Here is a 19,271-nt window from a genome sequence, read left to right on the forward strand (position 1 = left end):
AATGCCCCAATTGCCAGACCTCGATGCCTTCGCCGCCATGGCGGAGGCGGAGTATGCCTCGCTGCCGGAGAGCTTCCGCGCCCTTTGCGCCGACCTTGAAGTGCGTGTTGCCGAGTGGCCGGACCCGGAGGCGCTTGCCGCGGTGGAGCTGGAAGAACCGCTCGACCTTCTCGGCCTTTTCGAGGGTGCGGGTCTGTTCAGCGATGGCGCGACACCACCGACCGGCGTTTTTCCCAACCGCGTCTGGCTATTTCGCGAGCCGATCCTCGCCTTCACCGCGGACGGGGACGACCCGCTGATTGCCGTCGTGCGCCACGTGCTCGTCCACGAGATCGGCCACCATTTCGGCCTGTCCGACGAAGACATGTACGCCATCGACGATGCACCGGATTACTGACGGCTGCCGCCGAACGCGCTAGAAGCGGTATTCCAACAAGCGAAAGCCGCCCCGTGTGAACCCCCAGATTGTTCTCTGTTCCGATGCGCTGACGGCAACGATCTGCCCGGCGCAAGGGGGCGCGCTGGCGGCCCTCGATGCTCTCCACAATGGTGAGCGTCATCCTTTGCTGCGACAAAATTCGCCGGATGCGGAGAATTTTGCACCGGGTCTGATGGTCCTCGCCCCGTTCTCCAACCGCATTGCAGATGGTTTCGCATTCGAGGGCACTCGGCACGATCTGGCGGTCAACCGCGACGGGGAACGCTACCCGATCCACGGCGATGCCTTCCAGAAGGTCTGGTCGGTGGAGCGGGCAAACGGGACCGAGGCCGTGCTGTCGCTGGACGGCGCCTTCGGCCCCTGGCGTTACCGTGCCAGGCTCACCTACACCCTCGAGGGCTCGTCCCTCGCCATGCGCTTGGCGATGACCAACACCGGCCCGCGGTTGCCATTCGGCGGCGGCTTCCATCCCTGGTTCTTCCGTGACGAGGCGACCCGGCTCGCCTTCCGCGCCAATGCCGTCTGGCTGGAGACGGCGGACCATTTGCCCGACCGGATGCTGCAGCTGGGCGAGACGCCGGAATGGGACTTTGCCGCCGGGCGCACCGTGCCGGCCTGCTTCCTCAACAACGCCTTCACCGGATGGGACGGCCATGCCCGCGTGGAACAGCCCTCGCAGGGGCTGGCCACCATCGTCACCGCCGCAGCGCCGCTTGACGTGCTGATTGTCCACACCCGCGAGGGTGCCCCGTTCATCTGCGCCGAGCCGGTGTCCCACGCGGTGGATGCGCACAACGCGCCGGGCCAGCCGGGGCTCGTCCCGCTGGACACTGGCGAGACGCTTGATCTTGCAATGTCGATTGCGTGGACCGCGCTCGACTGAGAAACAACGCGGCCGGAAAACCGGCCCGCCCTTGAGGAGTGAGTGTCCATGTGGATCGAGATGGCAGCCGCCGACCTGGCCGCGGAGCGCAAGGCGCGCGAGGAAAACGGCAGGATCGCCGCCGACGCCGCGCCGAAGATGGCGTCCGAAACGAACGTGACGTTCGAAACCCCGGCGGGTGCCCTCCCCGCCATCCGCCTCGTTCCGGAGGGTGCGGACGACAGTGCCCCAGCCGATGTGTTCGTCCATGGTGGCGGCTGGGTGTTCGGCTCTGCGCGGCAGAGCATCGGCACCGCGCGGCGCATGGCCGCCCAGTCACGCCGCACGATCCTGTCGGTGGATTATCTCCTGGCACCGGAAACGCCGTGGCCGGCGGCGGCCGATCAGGTTGGCGCGCTGTTCGACCAGCTTGCTGCCGAAGGCGGTCTCCATGCAGTGGCGGGAAGCAGTGCCGGCGCGCAGATCGCGCTGGCTGCCATGCGCCGGCAGGCCGACCGCGGCGGCGCGCTGCCCAGGGGTGCCCTCCTTTTTAACGGTGCGTTCGCGATGACGGCGGACAGCTGGAGCCATGCTGCCTTCGGCGGCGGCTCGGACCTGCTGACCACCGCTGCAATGACCGCCTATATTGCGGCCTACGGCGCCGGCGCGGACGGTGACATGACGATTGCCGACATGTTCGGCCTGCCGCCGCTATGGCTGTCGCTGGGCGACCAGGACCCGTTGATCGAGGACTCGCTGGCGGTGTTCCAGCGCGCGCTGGCCGCGGGCACCAAGGTGCACCTCGACATCATTCCGGGTGTGGGGCACGGATTTGCCAACAATTTCCACGATTTGCCGCGGGTGGACCTTGCCATCACCGACGCGATGGACTGGCTCGGCAGGCTCTGAGCCGCCCGCCCCGGTTCACCCCACCGCGCTGACGGCAAAGCGGAACAGTGAGCGGATGTGCGCCGCCACCGCGCGGCGCGTGGCCTTGGCATCGCCCGCCTCCAGCGCGTCGAGGATCAGCTCGTGCTCGCGCGAATCGGGTTCCAGGCGGTCGACCAGCCGGTCGATTTCGAAGAGCTGGGTGGTGACGCGCAGCGACAGGATGATCCGCGTCATCACTTCGTTGCCGCAATGGTCGATGAACAGCCGGTGGACCTCGTCGTCCGACCGCCAGTGGGCCAGCATGTCGTAGGGGCGGCTGGCCCGCACGCTCTCCAGCGCCTGCCGCGCGTGGGCGATGGACGCCTCCGGCACGCTGCCGGCAGCCAGCGCCGCAGCCTCCGCCTCCAGCGTCTCGCGCACGCGCAGGCTCTGGAGATATTCCTTCAGCTCGACCTGCCGCACGATGTGGCTGCGGTTGGCCACCTTGCGCAACAGTCCTTCTGCCTCCAGCCGCTGCATGGCGTGGCGCAGCGGCGTGCGCGATACGCCGAGCCGCGCGGCCAGGTGCTGCTCCACAAGCGGCTCCCCCGCGCGCAGCTCACGCTCGCGGATGAGAAGGCTGAGCGACTGGTAGGCCTGGTCCGACAGCGTGCCCCGCGGCCGGATGGCGGCCGGCGGAAGGTCTGGCCCGTTTTCGTCTCTGCGCGCGTCAACACTCATGATGCCCAGCCTCAAAACCGCTGGATCGCGGTTGCCTGTACGGCAAGTGTATACTGGCGAACACGCAACCGCGAGAGAAAACCCACAGTTTCCGCGGTTTTCTGAGACATGCCTTCGACTTGTGCCGAAAATTCACGCTTTGCCTAGAAAAGTGACTTGACCTCAGATTGTATACCGAGTGTGTTCTATTCGTGCAATTTGGTGGAGAGATACGATGGCGGACGGTGTTGCAGACGAGACCATGGAGACCAGGGCGCTCGCGCTTCTGCGGTCCCTCGTTGCCGCGCAGCCCCAGGGCGAAGCCGCCGTGCAGGCCATCATCGCCGAACGCCTGAAGGCCGCGGGCTGCACCGTGGAAGAACTCACCTACGAGCCGGGCAAGGTGGAGCTTGTGGGCGAGTTTGCGTCCGACGCGGTGCGCAACGCCGAAACCCGCACCGCCATCGTCGGTCGCCTCCCCGGCGCTGAGGGCAAGGCCAGCCTGATGATGTTCGCCCACCCGGATGGCGAGCCCGCAGACGACACGTCAGGCTGGACCCACCCCGCCTTCGAAGGCACCGTCGACGGCGGCAAGCTTTATGGCTGGGGTGTCGCGGACGACCTCGCGGGCTGCGCCTCCGCGGTGCTTGCCATTGAGGAAGCGGCGAAGACGCCGGGCCTTGGCGAGATCATCTTCGCCTCCACGCCCAGCAAGCGCCACGCCCGCGGCGTCTCGGCGCTGATGCGCAAGGGGCTGACGGCGGATGCCTCGCTCTACCTCCACCCAGCCGAATCCGGCGTCGGCATGCGCGAAATCAAGACCGTCGCGTCCGGCCAGCTTGAATTCAAGGTGACGGTGGAAGGCGGCCTGCCATCCACGACCGAGCCCGGCCACACCGCCTTCTCCCACCTTGCCGACAACGCGGTCGACAAGTTCGTCCTCCTCCACACCGCGCTGAAAGCGCTGGCGGCGGACCGGGCGAACCGCATCCGCCATCCGCTGATCGAGGCCGAAGTCGGCCGCGCCACCAACCTTCATATCTCCACGGTCGCCTGCGGGCCGATGAAGAAATTCTCCCGCCTCAACACCCTGCTCGAGTTCGGCGGTGCCATCGCCTTCCCCCCCGGCGAGACGCTGGACGAGGTGAAGGCCGAGGTGGAAGGCGCCATCGCCAAGGCTGCCGCGGACGACAAGTGGCTCGCCGAGCACCCGCCCGTCGTCACCTGGATGAGCGGCGTCACCGGCGCCGAAGTCGGCATGGACAGCCCGCTGTGGGAAGTGTCGAGCGCGGCGGTGGAGCGCATCACCGGCCAGCCGCCGCACGTCAACCCGATGCACACCTCCAGCGACATCCGCAACCCGATGGTGCAGGCCGGTATCCCCTGCGTCGGCCTTGGCTGCCTGTGCGGCGATCTCTCCCAGAATGGCCGCCACGACGAGTGGGTCGATGCCGCCGACTTCATCCGGATGGTCGACGTGGCCGCCGCCGTGACGACCGACTGGTGCAGCCGCCCCCGCGGCGCCTGACCTCCAGAGTGCCCCCAGCGGGCCGCCCAACGACGACAACGCAAAGGACTTAGAGATGGCACTACGACACCTTCTCCTCGCCGCGGCCAGCACGCTGGCGTTCGCCGGCGCGGCCCACGCGCAGGACTGCCCGGCCGACCTTCCGGTGGTGGAAGACGGCAAGCTCACCATGTCGATCAACGCCACCATCCCGCCGACGCAGTACATCGACGAATCGGGCGAAATTGTCGGCCTCAACCGCGAGCTGGGCGACGAACTCGCCAAGCGCCTCTGCCTTGAGCCGGAATACAAGAACGTCTCGTTCGAAGTGCAGATCCCCGGCCTCGCCTCCGACCGCTGGGACATGATCAACACCGGCCTCTACTACACCCCCGAGCGCGCCAAGATCATGAAGCTCGTCCCCTACCGGGTGAACGCGCTGGCGCTGATTGCGCAGGCGAACAACCCCCTCGGCCTCACCGGCCCGGAAGACCTTGCCGGCCATGTGGTGGGCGTCGAGATCGCCGGCTTTGAAGAAAAGAAGCTGCGCGAACTCAACGACTCGCAGGTCGCCAAGGGCCTGGATCCGATGGATATCCGCGTCTTCAACACCTATGGCGACACGTTCCTGGCGCTGGGCGCAGGCCAGCTCGACGCCGTGTTCGCCGGCGACAGCATCGGCACCTACTACCAGGAGCAGGGCCGCTTCACGAAGCCGGTGACCGGCCTCCTCCCCGGCACCCCGTCTGCCTTCGCCACCGACGAGATGGCGCTCGGCGAAGCGATCAGGGATGCCCTCACCGCAATGAGCGAGGACGGCAGCTACCAGGAGATCATGAAGAAATTCGGCGCCACCACCATCGACGCATGGTCCGAATATCCGGGCGGCTTCGAGGTCTTCTACACCCCCGAGTAAGCCTTCGCCGTTGACGCGCGGGAGGGCTGACCTCCCGCGCCCCTTGTTCGGGAGGCAGCCCTCCCCTGTTGCTTGAGAGAGGCGCCGGTCATGAACTGGAGCTGGGACCACTTCTTCCGCTACCTCACCAGCCCGTTCCTGCTGGAAGGGGTGATCAACACGGTGTGGCTGGCGATCGTCGCCATGATCATCGGCGTCTCGCTGGGCGTTGTGCTCGCCTTCATGCGCATGTCGAAGAGCCGGATCCTGCGCTTCGTCTCCGGCGTCTACATCTGGCTGTGGCGCGGCACGCCGCTCCTCGTCCAGCTCGTCATCATCTACACCGGGCTGCCGCAGCTCGGCATCCGCCTCGGCGTGATCGAAAGCGCCATCCTCGCGCTTTCCCTGCACGAAGGCGCCTACTTCGCCGAAATTGCCCGCTCCGGCATCATGTCGGTCGGCAAGGGGCAGGAGGATGCCTCCCGCGCGCTGGGCATGACGTGGTGGCAGCGGATGAAGATCGTCATCATTCCGCAGGCGACCCGCATCATCATTCCGCCGCTCGGCAACCAGTTCAACCTGATGCTGAAGACAACCTCGCTCGCCTCCGTCATCTCGATGGAAGAGCTGCTGCGCCATGCCCAGCAGCTGGCGCAGATCGAGTTCCGCGTCCTCGAAGTCTATTTCTGCGCGGCCATCTGGTACCTCTTCCTCACCACCGTCTGGGGCCAGGTGCAGATCCGCCTCGAAGCGCACTACGACCGCCCCTTCGGCCCGGCGGGCGGCGACGACCGCTCCACCCGCCAGAAGGTTCTCGACAAGTTCCGCGGCCCTGCCGCCACCCAGGCATGACGGAGACCGCCATGGAAAACGTCGCGCCCAATCTCAACGTCCGCACCCCGCGCGCTGCCCGCACGCTCGGCGAGCCCATTGTCGTCGCCGACCGCGTGTCGAAAAGCTTTCACGGGGTCCCCGTGCTGCACGAGGTGTCGCTCACGGTGCGGCAGGGCGAGGTGGTGGTTCTGGCCGGCCGCTCGGGGTCCGGCAAGTCGACCTTCCTGCGCTGCATCGACCAGCTGGAAACCATCGATGGCGGCACGATCCACGCCTGCGGCCATCTGATGGGCTTTCGCGAGGGCAAGGGCGGCAAGCTGACCCCGCTGAAGGACCGCGAGGTTGCAAGGCAGCGGCGTGATCTCGGCATGGTGTTCCAGTCGTTCAACCTCTTCCCGCACCTCACCGTGCTCGACAACATCACCGTCTCGCCCGTAAAGATCATGGGCGCCGACAAGGCGGCGACCACGGCTCACGCCCGCGAGCTTCTTGAGCGCGTCGGCCTGCCGGACAAGGCGGACGCCTACCCCGGCCAGCTCTCCGGCGGGCAGCAGCAGCGCGTCGCCATTGCCCGCGCGCTGGCGATGAAGCCCAAGGTGATGCTGTTCGACGAGCCCACCTCCGCGCTCGACCCCGAAATGATCTCCGAAGTGCTCGACGTGATGATCGACCTTTCCACCGAGGGGATGACGATGATCGTCGTCACCCACGAGATGGGTTTTGCGCGTGCTGCCGCCGACCGCACGCTCCTGATGCACGACGGTCGCATTGTGGAAGACGCGCCGCCCGAAGAGTTCTTCACCAATCCCAAAAGCGAGCACACCAAGCTCTTCCTCTCCAAGATCCTGCAGCACTGAGCATGGGCGTCGTTCGCACCGTATGCGGGGACGTGGCGCCGGAGGCGATCGGCCCGGCCATGTTCCACGAACACGTCCTGTTCGACATCGTGCCGCCGGGCGCCCCCGGAGACCGGAGCGCCGCGATAACGCCCGCCAACCGCTGGCAGATCGACTACCGCTCCAACGAAACCCCGGCCAACGCGCACCAACAGGACGTCGACGTTGCGGCTGAAGAACTGCGCGCGTTCTCTGCCGACGGCGGCGCGCTGATCGTCGACCAGTCCGTCGCGGGGCTGGCGCGCGATGCTGCGGGGCTGGCGCGGGCCAGCGAAGCGTCCGGCGTGCATGTGGTGGCGGCAGCCGGCACCTACACCGCGCCATTTCTCTCGGCCGAAACCATTGCGGCCAGCGCCGAGATGCTGGCCGACCGCTTTACGGCCGAAATCACCACCGGGCTCGATGGCACGACCGTTCGCGCCGGGCTCATCGGCGAGATCGGCTGCTCCTGGCCGATGGTGCCCGTTGAAGCGCGCGCGCTGGAGGCCGCGGCAGGCGCGCAGGCGCGCACCGGCGCGGCCATCAGCGTTCACCCCGGCCGGCATCCGGACGCGTGCGGTGCCATTCTCGATATTCTGGAGGGTGCCGGCGCCGACCTTTCGCGCGTGGTCCTTTGCCATATGGACCGCACCTGTCCGGACGGAACGGGTATCCGTCCGCTGCTGGAGCGCGGCGCCTGCGTGGAATGGGATTTCTTCGGCATCGAGCAATCGCACTACTGGATGGGCGCGGTAGAGCTTCCCACCGATCTTGCGCGCCTGCGCTTCATTGCCGCCCACGCAGACGCGGGCTTCGGCGACCAGATCACCATCAGCCACGACATCTGCACCAAGACGCGGCTGACCCGCTGGGGCGGCCACGGCTACGGCCACATCCTGCGCAACGTGCGCCCGCTGATGGCCCGCCTCGGCTTTTCCGACTCTCTCATCGCCGCGCTTTGCCGCGACACGCCCCTCAGGCTTTTGACACTCAAGGAGGCCGTCTGATGGCCCGGTTTCGCGGTACCTATACCGTCATGATCACAGCGTTCGATGCCAGCGGCGCGCTCGACCTCGACGCCCTGGCGCGGTTCACCAACTGGCAGATCGACGAAGGCATCCACGGCCTCATCCCGCTTGGCTCCACAGGTGAGTTCCTGTCCCTCACCCCGGCCGAACGCGAGGCTGTCGCAAAATGCGTCATCGACACGGCAGCGGGCCGCGTGCCTGTGCTGATAGGCGCCGGGGCCGAGCGCACCGAGGACGTGATGGACAATGCAAGAATGTCGCGCGACCTTGGCGCCGACGGGATCATGGTGATCCCCCCCTTCTACTCCACGCCCACCCGGCCCGAGCTTTACCGGCACTACGAGCGCATTGCCGGCGCCACCGATCTGCCGGTGATGATCTACAACAACCCCGCCACCGCCAACGTGGACCTGACGCCGGAGATCGTCGCCGAACTCAGCCAGATCGAGCACATCGACTACATCAAAGAATCCACCATGGACGTGACGCGGGTGCGCGACATCATCGACCTTTGCGGCGAGCGGATGACCGTGTTCGGTGGCATCATGGGGTATGAATCATTTTGCAACGGGGCTGAGGGCTGGGTCGCGGTGGGCTCCAACCTTCTGCCGCGCGCCTGCGCCGACCTCTTCACGCTGACCGCCGACAAGGGCGACCATGCGGCCGCCCGCGCCCTTTACGCGGAGATCCTGCCGGTGATCCGCCTTGTGGGCGGGCACCGCTATGTGGCCGCCACCAAGGCTGCGCTGGCGTTGATGGACCTTGGCGTCGGCGAGCCGCGTGCACCGCGCCTGCCGGTCCCCGCCGAAGAGATGGAGATGGTGCTGTCCGCCATGCGGGCAACCGGGCTCCTCCCCCAGCGCGCCGCCTGACTTGCCGCAAGGCTTCACCTTCACGTTCGGCGGCGTGCCGGTTGCAGCGCGCCCCGGCGACAGCATTGCCGCCGCGCTGGAGGCCGCCGGCATTCGTGCTCTCGGCACCAGCCGCGCCGGGCGCGCACGCACCCATTTCTGCGGCATGGGCGCCTGCCAGGACTGTGTGGTGGCAGTGGATGGCGCCCTGTCGCGCCGGGCATGCCTCACCACCGCAAGACCCGGCATGGTCGTGGTCCCCCAGCACGACGGCCAAACGATGCCGGCGCCCGTCCCGGTCGAAACGACACCGGCTGAGAATCTGTCTTGCGACTGTCTGGTGATCGGCGCCGGACCGGCCGGCCTTTCGGCTGCAATCGGCGCGGCTGAGGCCGGGCTCTCGGTTACGGTGCTGGACGAGCGCGGCGAACCCGGCGGCCAGTATTTCAAGCCCCCCAGCGACGGGCATCGCGGCAATGAGGCACGCGACCGGCAGCACCGGCGCGGCGATACGCTTCGCGCGCGCTTTGCAACCAGCGGCGCAACGCTGTTTGCCGGAGAAACCGTGTGGTTTGCGCGCGAAATGCCCGGGCACGGATTTCAGGTACGCACTGTGTCGGGGGTCCGGCAGCGCGTGTTCGCCGCAAAGGCGGTGCTGGTCGCCGCTGGCGCCATGGAGCGGCCTGCCATCGTCCCCGGATGGACTTTGCCCGGCGTCATGACCATCGGCGCCGCGCAGACCCTTGCGCGCCGATACGGCATTGCGCCGGGCGGGCGAGTTCTGGTGGCCGGCAACGGTCCGCTCGGCCTGCAACTGGCCGCCGAACTCATCGACCTTGGCGCCAACGTGGTTGCGGTGGTGGAGCGTGCCCCCTTCCGCACCACAGCCCTTGCCCGGCTTGCGCTTGCCGATCCGGGCCTGGCACGCGATGGCGCCGCGTATCTCCTGAAACTGCGGCGTGCGGGCGTACCGCTCCTGTCCGGCTGGTCGGTCGAGGCGCTGGAGGGGCACGACGAGGTGCAGATCGCACACTTGGCCGGCGAAGGCCGGACCCGAACCATCGCAGTGGACTCGGTTGCCATGGGCGACGGCTTTCAGCCCCAGATGGAGCTTGCCCGCCTTCTCGGCGTCCCCCTCGGCGACACGCCGCAAGGCGCGGCGCCAATCCGCGGCGACGATGGCGCGACCGCCGTTCCCGGCGTCTTTCTCATCGGCGATGCGGCGGGGCTTGGCGGCGCCCAGGCTGCGCTTGCCGAGGGCAGCCTCGCCGGTGCCGCCGCTGCCCGCTATCTCGGCCGCACCGCGGCGGACGACGGCAGCGCACGAAAGCGGCTTCAAAAGGCCCGCCGCTTTCAGGCCGCCTTGTGGCGTGCCTATGCGGCGCCTGCGCTGCCCGCGCCTTCTGGCGATACGCTGGTGTGCCGCTGCGAGCATGTGACCGCAGGCGAGATCGCGGACGCCATCATCGCCGGCGCGCGCGATCCGGGCGCCGTCAAGCGCGCAACGCGCTGCGCCATGGGGCGCTGCCAGGGCCGCATCTGCACGGGCGCACTCCTGAAAATTCTCGAACGAAAGGGCGCTGCCGCGCCGCCTCAGGCGTTGTTTGCGCCGCAGGTGCCCGCACGTCCCATTCCCGCCGCCGCGCTAGTGGTCGAAAAGCCGGAATGGGCCGGGCACCGCGAAAGCAGCCCCGCCGCCCGCCCCGCCGTGGAACCGGACGTGCCGCTTGAGGTTCACACCGCCGATCTGGTGGTGATCGGCGCCGGCGTCACCGGAATGTCGGCCGCGCTGTTTGCCGCCAGAACCGGCGCGCGCGTGCTGGTGCTCGACCGCGGGCGGATCAATGGCGAGGCCTCCGGCGGCAATGCCGGCAGCCTTCACCTGCAGCTCCTGTCCTGGGACTTTGGCGCCAAGGCGCTGGCCGGCGGGTCGCCCGCACTTCTGACGCTGCCGCTCCAGAAGGAATCCATCGCACTGTGGGGTGAGCTGGAAGACCAGCTTGGCGCCGACTTCGAGATGCGCGTCACCGGCGGACTGATGGTGGCCGAAGACGAAACCCAGATGGCCTTTCTGCGCGACAAGGCGGCAGCCGAAGGGCGCCACGGCATCCACACCGAAGTTGTCGGCCGCGACGAGATCCGCACGCTAGTCCCCGCCATCTCGGAGCGGATGGTGGCCGGCGCCTGGTGCCCCGGCGAGGGCAAGATCAACCCGCTGGCCGCAACGGCCGCCCTGGCGCGCGCAGCTAAAGCAGCGGGCGTGACGGTGGAGGAGCTGACACCCGTCACCGCCCTCAACGCCGATGGCGAATTCTACCGCGTCGCGACACCGCGCGGCACGATCGAAGCCCGCCGCGTGCTGGTTGCCGCGGGCGGATGGTCCGCGCACATCACCCGGCTTCTGGGGGTCGACGTGCCGGTGCGGGGCGCGCCGCTCCAGATGGTAGTGACCGAGACGGCGCCGCCGCTGGTGCCCTGCCTTCTGGCCCATGCCGACCGCCACCTCACCATGAAGCAGAGCGACGCCGGCACGCTGCTCATCGGCGGCGCATGGACCGCCCGCACAGGTCCCACCGGCCAGCCCCAAGTGCTACCGGAAAGCCTTGAGGGCAATTTGTGGGTGGCCGCGCGCACCATTCCGGCGGTCGCCGGCCTCTCGGTGGTCCGCAGCTGGGCAGCCATGAACATCGACATCGATACCGCGCCACTCTTGAGCGCTCTGCCCGGCCATCCGCGCGTGGTGGTGGCGGCAACCGCCAACGGCTACACGCTCGGGCCGTTCATGGGGCGCGAGGCGGCGGCCGCCGTTCTCTCCGGCCGCCTCCGCCAGGATCTTGGCGGCCTGACGCTGGACCGCTTCGGCTGAGCTGCGGCTTACGAGACGAACACGTCTTCGCCCTTGCCGTCCGGCATCTGTTCGGGCCGCTGGCAAGAGGTGGTCATCTGGATGCGGCTGTCCTCGCTCGCGGCCCGTTCCAGCCCCTCCATCACCTCAAGCACATGAAGCGCAAGGCTTCCGTTCGCCCTGTGCGGCCGGCCTGACTGAATGGCGGCGGCCATGTCGAACACGCCCACCATCCGGTAGTCGGCCGCCTGCCGTCCGTCGCGCATCTCGCGGTTGGGATCGCCGAAGGGAAGCGCGTTGTCGGTCATGTCCACAAAGTCCCCCGCGCGGTCGGACACGAGAACCGGGCCGCCGAAGAAGTTGGGGTCCGGGTTCTGGATCGTGCCCTCGGTGCCATAAAGCTCAATGGGCGGACGGCCGTGCTTCCACACGTCCCACGATGCGGTGAGCGCCACGTTCGCCCCGCCGGCAAACGAAAGGATGCCGTTGACGGTGGTGAACACCTCCACCGGAATATCCTCGCCCTTGCGCGGACCGGAGCCGACGATCCGCACCGACCGCGGCCGGCTTGCATGGGCGATGACACTGGCGACAGGGCCAAGGCAGTTGACCAGCTGAGTGATGGGATAGCAGCCGATATCGAGCACCGGCCCGCCGCCACGCTGGTAGAAGAAGAACGGATTGGGATGCCAAAGCTCCGCACCCGGCGTGGCGAAGGTGGCCGCACCGCCGGTGATGGTGCCGACGCGCCCGGCGTCGATCAGCTTGCGCACGCTCTGGTGGCCGCGGCCCAGAAACGTATCCGGCGCACCTCCAATGCGCACGCCTGCGGCATCGGCCTTCGCGGTCGTCTCCTTCGCTTGCGCAAAACTCACCGCAAACGGCTTTTCGGTATAGACGTGCTTGCCCGCCGCGATGATCGCGCCGTTGACCTCGGCGTGAGCCGCCGGGATCGTGAGGTTGATGACAATCGCAATCTCCGGGTCGGCCAGAAGGTCGGCCACGGTGCTGGCGCGAACGTCGTAGGTTTCGGCCTTGGCTCTGGCGGCGTCCATGTTGGCATCGGCCACGGCGGCGACCCGCACCAGCGCGGAGCGCGCGGCGCCCTTCAGGTAGGCATCGGAGATGTTGCCGCAGCCGATGACGCCGAGTTTGACGGTTTCCATGGCCATCAGCCGAAATTCCGGAGGATGAATTCGCGGCCCGTGCGCGCAAAGCGCACCGCGTCGGACGGCTTGTCGTGCTCCAGCACCATCCACTTCACCCCGTGTGACTGGGCCTCGGCCCAGAGCATCGGCCAGTCCATGGTGCCATCACCAATGTCGGCCCAGCCATCCTCGTCCACATTCTCGCCAACGCGGGCAATGTCCTTCACGTGGACCGCGGTGACCCGCGCCCGCTCTGCCGCCATGATGGCGGCAGGGTCGGCTCCGCCGCGCACCAGCCAGGCAAGATCAGCCTCGAACGTCAGCGGCGAACCTGCGGCGCCGGCAAAGAGTTCGGCCAGCGGCGTGGAGCCGGTCTGGTAGGGCACCAGCTCCCAGTTGTGATTGTGGTAGCCGAGCGCGATGCCGTGGTCCGCCATCCGCTCCGCCGCGGTGCCAAGCTCTGCGCCCAGCGCGCGCCAGAATTCGGCGGGGCGGCCTTCGCGGTCCTCCGGCGGCACGGCAGGCATGTAGAGCTCTTCGATGCCGATGGTCCGGGCCTGCTCCACCACCCAGTCGAATTTTTCGCGCAGGTCAGCAAGGTTTACGTGCCCCGTGGGTGCCGCCATGCCGTGCGCATCGAGGGCGGCACGAACTGAAGCCGCATCGGCAAGGTGGCGGCCGACCGTTTCGACGCGCTTGAAGCCGAGGTCCGCCAGCGCGTCCAGCTGGGCGGCCAGCTCGCCATACTCGCGCAGGGAATAGAGTTGGATGGAAAGTTCGTCAGCGATTGTCACAGGGGTAGACCTTGTTTGAGGCGCGGCGGTTCAGAGCCGGCGGCCTGACGCGGTATCGAAAAGGTTGAGACGGTCGAGGTCAGCCGCGAGGGTGACCGGCTGGCCGACGGCAGGCGCAGTGTCGCCGGGCACCCGCATTTGCAGGGCAACGGCCCCCTTGCGAACCCAGACCAGCGCGTCAGCGCCCAGCGGCTCCACAATGTCGACCTTGAAGCCGTCCCACCCGGTATCGCCAAGCGCCAGGTGTTCCGGGCGGACGCCGAGCGTCACCTTCTGACCAGGTGCCGGGGCAGTGTCGCAAATGGAGGCCGGCAATGCCGCGGTGACGGTGTCGCTCTCAAACACCGGTCCGCTGTCGCCGTGCGCAATGGTGCCCTCGATGAAGTTCATCTTCGGGCTGCCGACAAAGCCCGCGACGAAGAGGTTGGCGGGGCGGTGGTAGAGTTCGGCCGGGGCGCCGAGCTGCTGGATCTCGCGATCCTTCATCACGGCAATGCGGTCCGCCAGCGTCAGCGCCTCGATCTGGTCGTGGGTGACATAGATCATGGTGGTGGAGCCAAGCTCCATGTGGAGGCGCTTGATTTCAAGGCGAAGTTCGTTGCGGAGCTGCGCGTCGAGGTTGGAAAGCGGCTCATCGAAGAGGAAGACCTTGGCGTCGCGCACCAGCGCACGGCCGATGGCAACGCGCTGGCGCTGGCCACCGGAGAGCTGGTCGGGCCGCCTGTCGAGAAGATGCGTGATCTGTAGCATCTCGGCCGCTTCGGCGACGCGCTTCTCGATCTCGGGCTTGGCGGTCTTCGCCATCTTCAGCCCGAACGACATGTTCTGCCGCACCGTCATCCGCGGGTAGAGCGCATAGGACTGGAACACCATGGCGATGGACCGATCCTTGGGCTCCTCCCAGGTGACGTTGCGGTCGTCGATAAGGATCTTGCCGTCCTCGACATCGAGAAGGCCGGCGATGCAGTTGAGAAGGGTGGACTTGCCGCAGCCGGACGGGCCGAGGAGGACGATGAATTCCCCCGCCGCAATGTCCAGCGAAAGCTTGTCGATGACTGTGAGCGCCCCGAAGGCGACCGAAACGTCCTGTACGGAAACAGCAGCCATCGGTCAGCCCTTCACCGCGCCGGCGGCGATGCCGCGCACGAACCAGCGCCCGGAGATGAAGTAGACCGCAAGTGGCACAAGCGCCGTCATGAGGGTGGCGGCCATATTGAGGTTGTACTCCTTCTCGCCAAAGTTGGAGTTGACGATGTTGTTGAGCTGAACGGTCATCGGAAGGTTTTCGCGGCCGGCGAAGGTGAGGCCGAACAGAAAGTCGTTCCAGATGCCGGTGACCTGGAGGATCGCGCCGACGATGATCATCGGTGTCGACATCGGCAGGACGACGCGCAGAAAGATCTGCCAGAAGCCGCCGCCGTCGACCCGTGCGGCCTTGAAGAGTTCTATCGGCAGCCCGGCGTAATAGTTGCGGAACAGCAGCGTCATCAGCGGAAGACCGAAGATGACGTGAACGATGACGACGCACAGCAGCGAGTTGTAGATGCCGGTTGCCGCGAACATGCGCACCAGCGGGTAGAGGAACACCTGGTAGGGGATGAACGCGCCGAGCAGCAGCAGCGCGAAGATGACGTTGGCCCCCTTCACCCGCCAGAACGACAGCGCGTAGCCGGTGATTGCGCCAAGAGCGAGGGATGCAATCACCGACGGGATGAGGATCTGCACCGAGTTCAGGAACCCAACCGAAATGCCCTCGCATTCAAGCCCGGTGCAGGCGCCTGACCACGCCTTGGTCCAAGCCGCAAACGTCAACTCCATCGGCAGTGCGAAGATGTTGCCGAGGCGGATCTCGTCCATGGACTTGAGGCTGGTGACAATCATGATCCACAGCGGGATGAGGAAGAACGCCGCCGCAATGACGAGAAACGCATAGATGCCGACGCGGGCTGCGGTGAGACGGCGGGGGCGCCGGCCTGCCGGCTCCTGCGCTGCGCGTCCTGCGGTATTTTCAGTGGCGGCGGTCATCAGCGGCGCCCTCCGTCGCGAATGTAGCGGGCGTACATCCATGGGGCGAGAATGATGGCGACGGTGATCAGCATCAGCGTTGCCGCGGAGGTGGCAAGGCCGATGTTCGCGCGCTCGAACAGGTGGTCCATCACGAACTTTGCCGGCACTTCGGAGGCAATGCCCGGCCCGCCCCCGCTCATGGCGACCACGAGGTCGTAAAGGCGGGCAACGCCGGTGGCCAGAAGCACCACGGCCGTGACAATCATCGGCCCCAGAAGCGGCAGGATGACGGAGAGGTACATGCGCCAGGGCGGAATGCCGTCCACGCGCGCCGCCTTCCAGAGATCCTCGTCGATGCCGCGAAGGCCCGCCAGAAGGATCGCCATCACAAGGCCCGCCCCCTGCCAGATTGCGGCCAGGACGATGGCGTAGACAACCATGTTGCGATCGACCACCCAGTCGAACTTGAACCAGCCGAAGCCGAGCTTGTGGACCGCGTTCTGCAGGCCCAGCGTGGGGTTGAAGATCCATTGCCAGACAAGGCCGGTGACCACGAAGGACATGGAGTAAGGGTAGAGGAAAATGGTGCGAAACACCGCCTCGTTGCGAACCTTCTGGTCGATGAACACCGCCATCAGGAAGCCGAGAACAAGGCAGCCGGCAATATAAAGCACGCCGAATATTGCGATATTCTCGACCGAGACGAGAAAGCGCGAGCTGCTGACCAGCCGCTCGTACTGGCTGAAGCCCACCCAGTCGAGCTTGGGGAGCAGGCGTGAGGAGGTGAAGGAGAGGCGCACCGTCCACAGCATGCAGCCCACGTACACCACAAGGACGATCAGCGTTGTGGGTGCGAGCGCGATGGCCGCGGCGTACGGCAGGCGGCGGCGCTTGCGCGCGGGCGGCACGGGGGCCGCGTCAGTCACCGATGACATCTGGTTCCCTCGGGCATGCTCGTGCGGCGGGGCCTCTGCCCCGCCGCACGACACTCGGTCAGTATGCCGATTCCATGGCGGAGACGAAGTTCTCGACAAAGTCGTCGGGCGTCATGGCGGGGGAGTTCCAGTATTCGGTAATCACGTCGCGCACCGAGCCGACGAGGTCGGGCGAGTAGAAGTTGTTGCTGGGCACCTGGGCCTCTGCATTCTGCAGCGCCTCCATGCCGGCCTGCGCGCAGGCGTCCATGGACGACACGTCAACATCGAGGCGGGCGGGGACGGAGCCCTTCTTCTCGTTGAAGGCAACCTGCACGCCCGGGGACAGCATCAGCGCTGCCATCTTGTCCTGCGCCGCCGCAGCAGCCGCATCGTCCACCTTGGGGAAGACGAACACGTCGCCGCCCATCATGTAACCCCCGGGCATGATGGTGCAGCCATAGTCCGTTCCGGCGGTGAGGCCGGCTGCGATGAATTCGCCCTTGGCCCAGTCGCCCATGACCTGCGCGGCGGCCTTGCCGGTCAGGACCATGTTGGTCGCCTCGTTCCAGTTGCGGCCGGGGCTGCCCTCGTCGACCAGCGCGCGCAACTGCGCAAACACTTCGGCGGCCTTGCGGAATTCGGCGCCGCGCGCAGCTTCGGTGTCCACGTCGCCGTAGATGGCCTTCATCAGGCCCGGGCCGCCCTCTTCCAGCAGCACCGCATCGAACAGGATGTTGTCCTGCCAGTTCTGCCCGCCGTGGCCGAGCGGGATGACGCCGGCTTCCCTCAGCTTCGGCCCGGCGGCAATCAGCTCCGCAAACGACTGAGGCTGCTCGACGCCGGCATCTGCCAGCACCTTGAGGTTGGTGAACAGCCAGTTCTGGCCGTGAATGTTGACCGGAACCGCATAGAACTTCCCGTCGCGGCTGGCGGCATCGGCAAGGGCGGCGGGCAGGACGCTGCGCCAGTCGTTTTCGCCGGCGACGCTTTCAAGGTCGCGCAGGAGCCCGTTGCTCACCAGCTCGACGAACTGGCCGCCCGTGTTGAACTGCATCACGGTCGGCGGATTGCCGCCGACGATGCGGTTGACGCCGGCATTGCGCGCAGCCTGACCGCCCGCGATGGCAGTGTCGATCCAGTTGCCGCCTTCGTTGTTGAATTCGTCGGCAAAGACCTTCACGGCGGCGGACTCGCCACCGGAGGTCCACCAGTGGAGCACCTCGGCGTCCATCTGCTGAGCCTGCGCGCCGTGGGGCAGCAGGACGACGCTGGATGCAAGGAGAGCGGCACGGATGATTTTCATTTTATTTTTCCTCCCTTTGTAGTTTTTTGTAATCGATTACATAGACACTAGCACAACTTATTATTTAGCGAAAGGCAAGAAATTCCTCCCCGGATTTCAAGGAACGCGATGCAACAAAAAACACGCTCAGGCTCCCGTGCTGTCACGATTTCGGATGTGGCAGACCTTGCCAAGGTTTCCACCGCCACTGTCAGCCGTGCCCTGACCGAGCCGTCGCGGGTCAGCGTCGCCACCCGCGAACGGGTGATGGCCGCCGTCGCGCAGACCGGGTACACCCCCAACGTCGCGGCGCGAAGCCTGCGTGTTGCCCGCTCCATGATGGTGCTTGTGGTGGTGCCGTACCGCATCACGCCATTTTTCAGCGTTCTGCTCCAGTCGATCGATCGTGCTCTTGCCGCGGGCGGATACGGCATGCTGGTGGGCGACCTGAACGACCGCGAAGAGCAGGAGCCGAGGCTGGTTCGCCTTGCCGCAGCCGGTCAGGTGGATGGGATGATCCTCCTCAATGGCGGCATCCTGCAATCGGGCAGCTTGCGGATTGACGAGATGGGTGTGCCCCTTGTCGCGCTTTGCATTCCGGCAGCAGAGAGCATCCCGGCCGTGCTGGTGAACGACCGTGAGGGCAGCGCCGGGATCGCACGCCACCTTCTGGAACTCGGACACCGGCGGTTCGGCTATGTGGGCGGCCCGCCCCACAACCACAACGACATCGAGCGCTATCAGGGATTTGTCGCACCGCTGCTAGCGGCGGGTATCAAGCTGGACGAGATCGTGCGGTACGAGGGCGATTTTCACATCGCATCCGGTGCGGCCGTTGGACGCAATTTTGTGGCCCAGGAGAACCGGCCAACCGCCATTTTCTGCGCCAGTGACATGATGGCGCTTGGCTTCATGAACCAGATTCAGTCAGCCGGCATCAGCGTACCGGGCGACGTTTCGGTGGCCGGGTTCGACGGTATCGACATCGCCGACTACTGGGTGCCGGCCCTCACCACGGTGGCACAGCCGTGCGAAGCCATGGGCAAGGCAGCCGCGGCCCGCCTGCTCCATCTCCTCGGCACGCAAGACCCTGCAGGCAGTCCAACGCCGGCGCCGCCGTTGCGCCAGGAGCTGACCGTCACCCTCCGGATATCGGCCAGCACAGGGCCTGCACCCCGCTCAGCATGAATAATTGGAAGTGACAGTCAACTATACGGATGGATAGGGCTTATCCTACGTTTTGCTAACAAGACTCACCAAATTTGCGCTTGGTTCCGGCAATTTGTCAGCCATATTGTGGTCACAATAGAAGAAAATATGGCGGGTGGGCCGCACCAGATGATCGCGAAACCGCTTACCCGCTTTATCCAACCGAAACCTGAAGAGAGGCGCGCCAA

At 66.6% G+C, this 19,271-nt stretch carries 18 protein-coding genes; 11 read left to right on the forward strand and 7 right to left on the reverse strand.

All coding sequences use genetic code 11. The features are described from left to right. Nucleotide 1: 1 nt before the first annotated feature. From RDV64_RS00485 to RDV64_RS00495, 3 genes are read left to right on the forward strand one after another with little or no spacing between them, the layout of a single operon-like run. Nucleotides 2-397 (forward strand): metallopeptidase family protein, encoded by a 396-nt coding sequence (locus tag RDV64_RS00485; RefSeq protein WP_309197334.1) that lies wholly within the window; start codon nt 2-4, stop codon nt 395-397. 55 nt (nt 398-452) lie between these two features. Beyond that, complete coding sequence (locus tag RDV64_RS00490; protein ID WP_309197335.1) at nt 453-1,322, forward strand: aldose 1-epimerase; 870 nt, start codon at nt 453-455, stop codon at nt 1,320-1,322. Between the two features lie 48 nt (nt 1,323-1,370). Then, nucleotides 1,371-2,210 carry an alpha/beta hydrolase gene (locus RDV64_RS00495; RefSeq protein WP_309199585.1) on the forward strand — a complete coding sequence of 280 codons (840 nt, stop codon included), beginning with the start codon at nt 1,371-1,373 and terminating at the stop codon, nt 2,208-2,210. 15 nt (nt 2,211-2,225) lie between these two features. Here the strand turns inward: RDV64_RS00495 and RDV64_RS00500 are convergent, their stop codons facing one another. Next, on the reverse strand, nt 2,226-2,912 hold the full coding sequence (locus RDV64_RS00500) for a GntR family transcriptional regulator (protein WP_309197336.1): 687 nt from the start codon (nt 2,910-2,912) through the stop codon (nt 2,226-2,228). A gap of 214 nt (nt 2,913-3,126) precedes the next feature. Here RDV64_RS00500 and RDV64_RS00505 point away from each other — a divergent pair, with 214 nt between their 5' ends. From RDV64_RS00505 to RDV64_RS00535, 7 genes are all read left to right on the forward strand, one after another. After that, complete coding sequence (locus RDV64_RS00505; protein ID WP_309197337.1) at nt 3,127-4,419, forward strand: M20/M25/M40 family metallo-hydrolase; 1,293 nt, start codon at nt 3,127-3,129, stop codon at nt 4,417-4,419. 55 nt (nt 4,420-4,474) lie between these two features. Next, entirely contained in the window at nt 4,475-5,314 is an 840-nt protein-coding gene (locus tag RDV64_RS00510; RefSeq protein ID WP_309197338.1) for an ABC transporter substrate-binding protein, read from the forward strand. Between the two features lie 90 nt (nt 5,315-5,404). Then, nucleotides 5,405-6,145, forward strand: coding sequence for an amino acid ABC transporter permease (locus RDV64_RS00515; protein WP_309197339.1), 741 nt, complete (start codon nt 5,405-5,407; stop codon nt 6,143-6,145). Nucleotides 6,146-6,156: 11 nt separating this feature from the next. Then, on the forward strand, nt 6,157-6,984 hold the full coding sequence (locus RDV64_RS00520) for an amino acid ABC transporter ATP-binding protein (RefSeq protein ID WP_309197340.1): 828 nt from the start codon (nt 6,157-6,159) through the stop codon (nt 6,982-6,984). 2 nt (nt 6,985-6,986) lie between these two features. After that, nucleotides 6,987-8,009, forward strand: a complete 1,023-nt coding sequence (locus RDV64_RS00525; RefSeq protein WP_309197341.1) for a hypothetical protein — start codon at nt 6,987-6,989, stop codon at nt 8,007-8,009. Next, complete coding sequence (locus tag RDV64_RS00530) at nt 8,006-8,902, forward strand: dihydrodipicolinate synthase family protein (RefSeq protein ID WP_309199586.1); 897 nt, start codon at nt 8,006-8,008, stop codon at nt 8,900-8,902. The genes RDV64_RS00525 and RDV64_RS00530 overlap by 4 nt, the downstream gene beginning before the upstream one ends. 1 nt (nt 8,903) lies before the next feature. Further along, the gene (locus tag RDV64_RS00535; RefSeq protein ID WP_309197342.1) at nt 8,904-11,747 is read left to right on the forward strand and encodes an FAD-dependent oxidoreductase; all 2,844 of its coding nucleotides are present in this window, start codon (nt 8,904-8,906) and stop codon (nt 11,745-11,747) included. 8 nt (nt 11,748-11,755) lie between these two features. Here RDV64_RS00535 and RDV64_RS00540 read toward each other — a convergent pair whose 3' ends face one another. Genes RDV64_RS00540 through RDV64_RS00565 form a run of 6 tightly spaced genes read right to left on the reverse strand, consistent with a single transcriptional unit; the run spans nt 11,756 to nt 17,895 of the window. Beyond that, nucleotides 11,756-12,892, reverse strand: a complete 1,137-nt coding sequence (locus tag RDV64_RS00540) for a Gfo/Idh/MocA family oxidoreductase (protein WP_309199587.1) — start codon at nt 12,890-12,892, stop codon at nt 11,756-11,758. A 5-nt stretch (nt 12,893-12,897) separates the two neighbouring features. After that, nucleotides 12,898-13,668: a sugar phosphate isomerase/epimerase gene (locus RDV64_RS00545; RefSeq protein ID WP_309197343.1), complete on the reverse strand. Its 771-nt coding sequence runs from the start codon at nt 13,666-13,668 to the stop codon at nt 12,898-12,900. A 30-nt stretch (nt 13,669-13,698) separates the two neighbouring features. Then, nucleotides 13,699-14,775, reverse strand: coding sequence for an ABC transporter ATP-binding protein (locus RDV64_RS00550; protein ID WP_309197344.1), 1,077 nt, complete (start codon nt 14,773-14,775; stop codon nt 13,699-13,701). Between the two features lie 3 nt (nt 14,776-14,778). Beyond that, complete coding sequence (locus RDV64_RS00555) at nt 14,779-15,693, reverse strand: carbohydrate ABC transporter permease (RefSeq protein WP_309197345.1); 915 nt, start codon at nt 15,691-15,693, stop codon at nt 14,779-14,781. After that, nucleotides 15,693-16,610 carry a sugar ABC transporter permease gene (locus RDV64_RS00560; RefSeq protein ID WP_309197346.1) on the reverse strand — a complete coding sequence of 306 codons (918 nt, stop codon included), beginning with the start codon at nt 16,608-16,610 and terminating at the stop codon, nt 15,693-15,695. Before RDV64_RS00560 ends, RDV64_RS00555 begins: the two co-directional genes overlap by 1 nt. A gap of 58 nt (nt 16,611-16,668) precedes the next feature. Next, nucleotides 16,669-17,895, reverse strand: a complete 1,227-nt coding sequence (locus RDV64_RS00565; protein ID WP_309197347.1) for an ABC transporter substrate-binding protein — start codon at nt 17,893-17,895, stop codon at nt 16,669-16,671. Between the two features lie 108 nt (nt 17,896-18,003). Between RDV64_RS00565 and RDV64_RS00570 the strand changes: the two genes are divergently transcribed. Further along, complete coding sequence (locus RDV64_RS00570; RefSeq protein WP_309197348.1) at nt 18,004-19,062, forward strand: LacI family DNA-binding transcriptional regulator; 1,059 nt, start codon at nt 18,004-18,006, stop codon at nt 19,060-19,062. The last annotated feature ends 209 nt before the right edge of the window (nt 19,063-19,271 follow it).

The organism is Acuticoccus sp. MNP-M23 (assembly GCF_031195445.1).
Lineage (GTDB): Bacteria > Pseudomonadota > Alphaproteobacteria > Rhizobiales > Amorphaceae > Acuticoccus.

What these genes read in the sequence shown, in the direction of transcription:
- RDV64_RS00570 (WP_309197348.1), top strand. Translation starts at nt 18,004, where the DNA reads ATGCAACAAAAAACACGCTCAGGCTCCCGTGCTGTCACGATTTCGGAT.
- RDV64_RS00485 (WP_309197334.1), top strand. Translation starts at nt 2, where the DNA reads ATGCCCCAATTGCCAGACCTCGATGCCTTCGCCGCCATGGCGGAGGCG.
- RDV64_RS00520 (WP_309197340.1), top strand. Translation starts at nt 6,157, where the DNA reads ATGGAAAACGTCGCGCCCAATCTCAACGTCCGCACCCCGCGCGCTGCC.
- RDV64_RS00500 (WP_309197336.1), bottom strand. Translation starts at nt 2,912, where the DNA reads ATGAGTGTTGACGCGCGCAGAGACGAAAACGGGCCAGACCTTCCGCCG.
- RDV64_RS00540 (WP_309199587.1), bottom strand. Translation starts at nt 12,892, where the DNA reads ATGGAAACCGTCAAACTCGGCGTCATCGGCTGCGGCAACATCTCCGAT.
- RDV64_RS00560 (WP_309197346.1), bottom strand. Translation starts at nt 16,610, where the DNA reads ATGTCATCGGTGACTGACGCGGCCCCCGTGCCGCCCGCGCGCAAGCGC.
- RDV64_RS00505 (WP_309197337.1), top strand. Translation starts at nt 3,127, where the DNA reads ATGGCGGACGGTGTTGCAGACGAGACCATGGAGACCAGGGCGCTCGCG.
- RDV64_RS00555 (WP_309197345.1), bottom strand. Translation starts at nt 15,693, where the DNA reads ATGACCGCCGCCACTGAAAATACCGCAGGACGCGCAGCGCAGGAGCCG.
- RDV64_RS00525 (WP_309197341.1), top strand. Translation starts at nt 6,987, where the DNA reads ATGGGCGTCGTTCGCACCGTATGCGGGGACGTGGCGCCGGAGGCGATC.
- RDV64_RS00565 (WP_309197347.1), bottom strand. Translation starts at nt 17,895, where the DNA reads ATGAAAATCATCCGTGCCGCTCTCCTTGCATCCAGCGTCGTCCTGCTG.
- RDV64_RS00515 (WP_309197339.1), top strand. Translation starts at nt 5,405, where the DNA reads ATGAACTGGAGCTGGGACCACTTCTTCCGCTACCTCACCAGCCCGTTC.
- RDV64_RS00550 (WP_309197344.1), bottom strand. Translation starts at nt 14,775, where the DNA reads ATGGCTGCTGTTTCCGTACAGGACGTTTCGGTCGCCTTCGGGGCGCTC.
- RDV64_RS00510 (WP_309197338.1), top strand. Translation starts at nt 4,475, where the DNA reads ATGGCACTACGACACCTTCTCCTCGCCGCGGCCAGCACGCTGGCGTTC.
- RDV64_RS00495 (WP_309199585.1), top strand. Translation starts at nt 1,371, where the DNA reads ATGTGGATCGAGATGGCAGCCGCCGACCTGGCCGCGGAGCGCAAGGCG.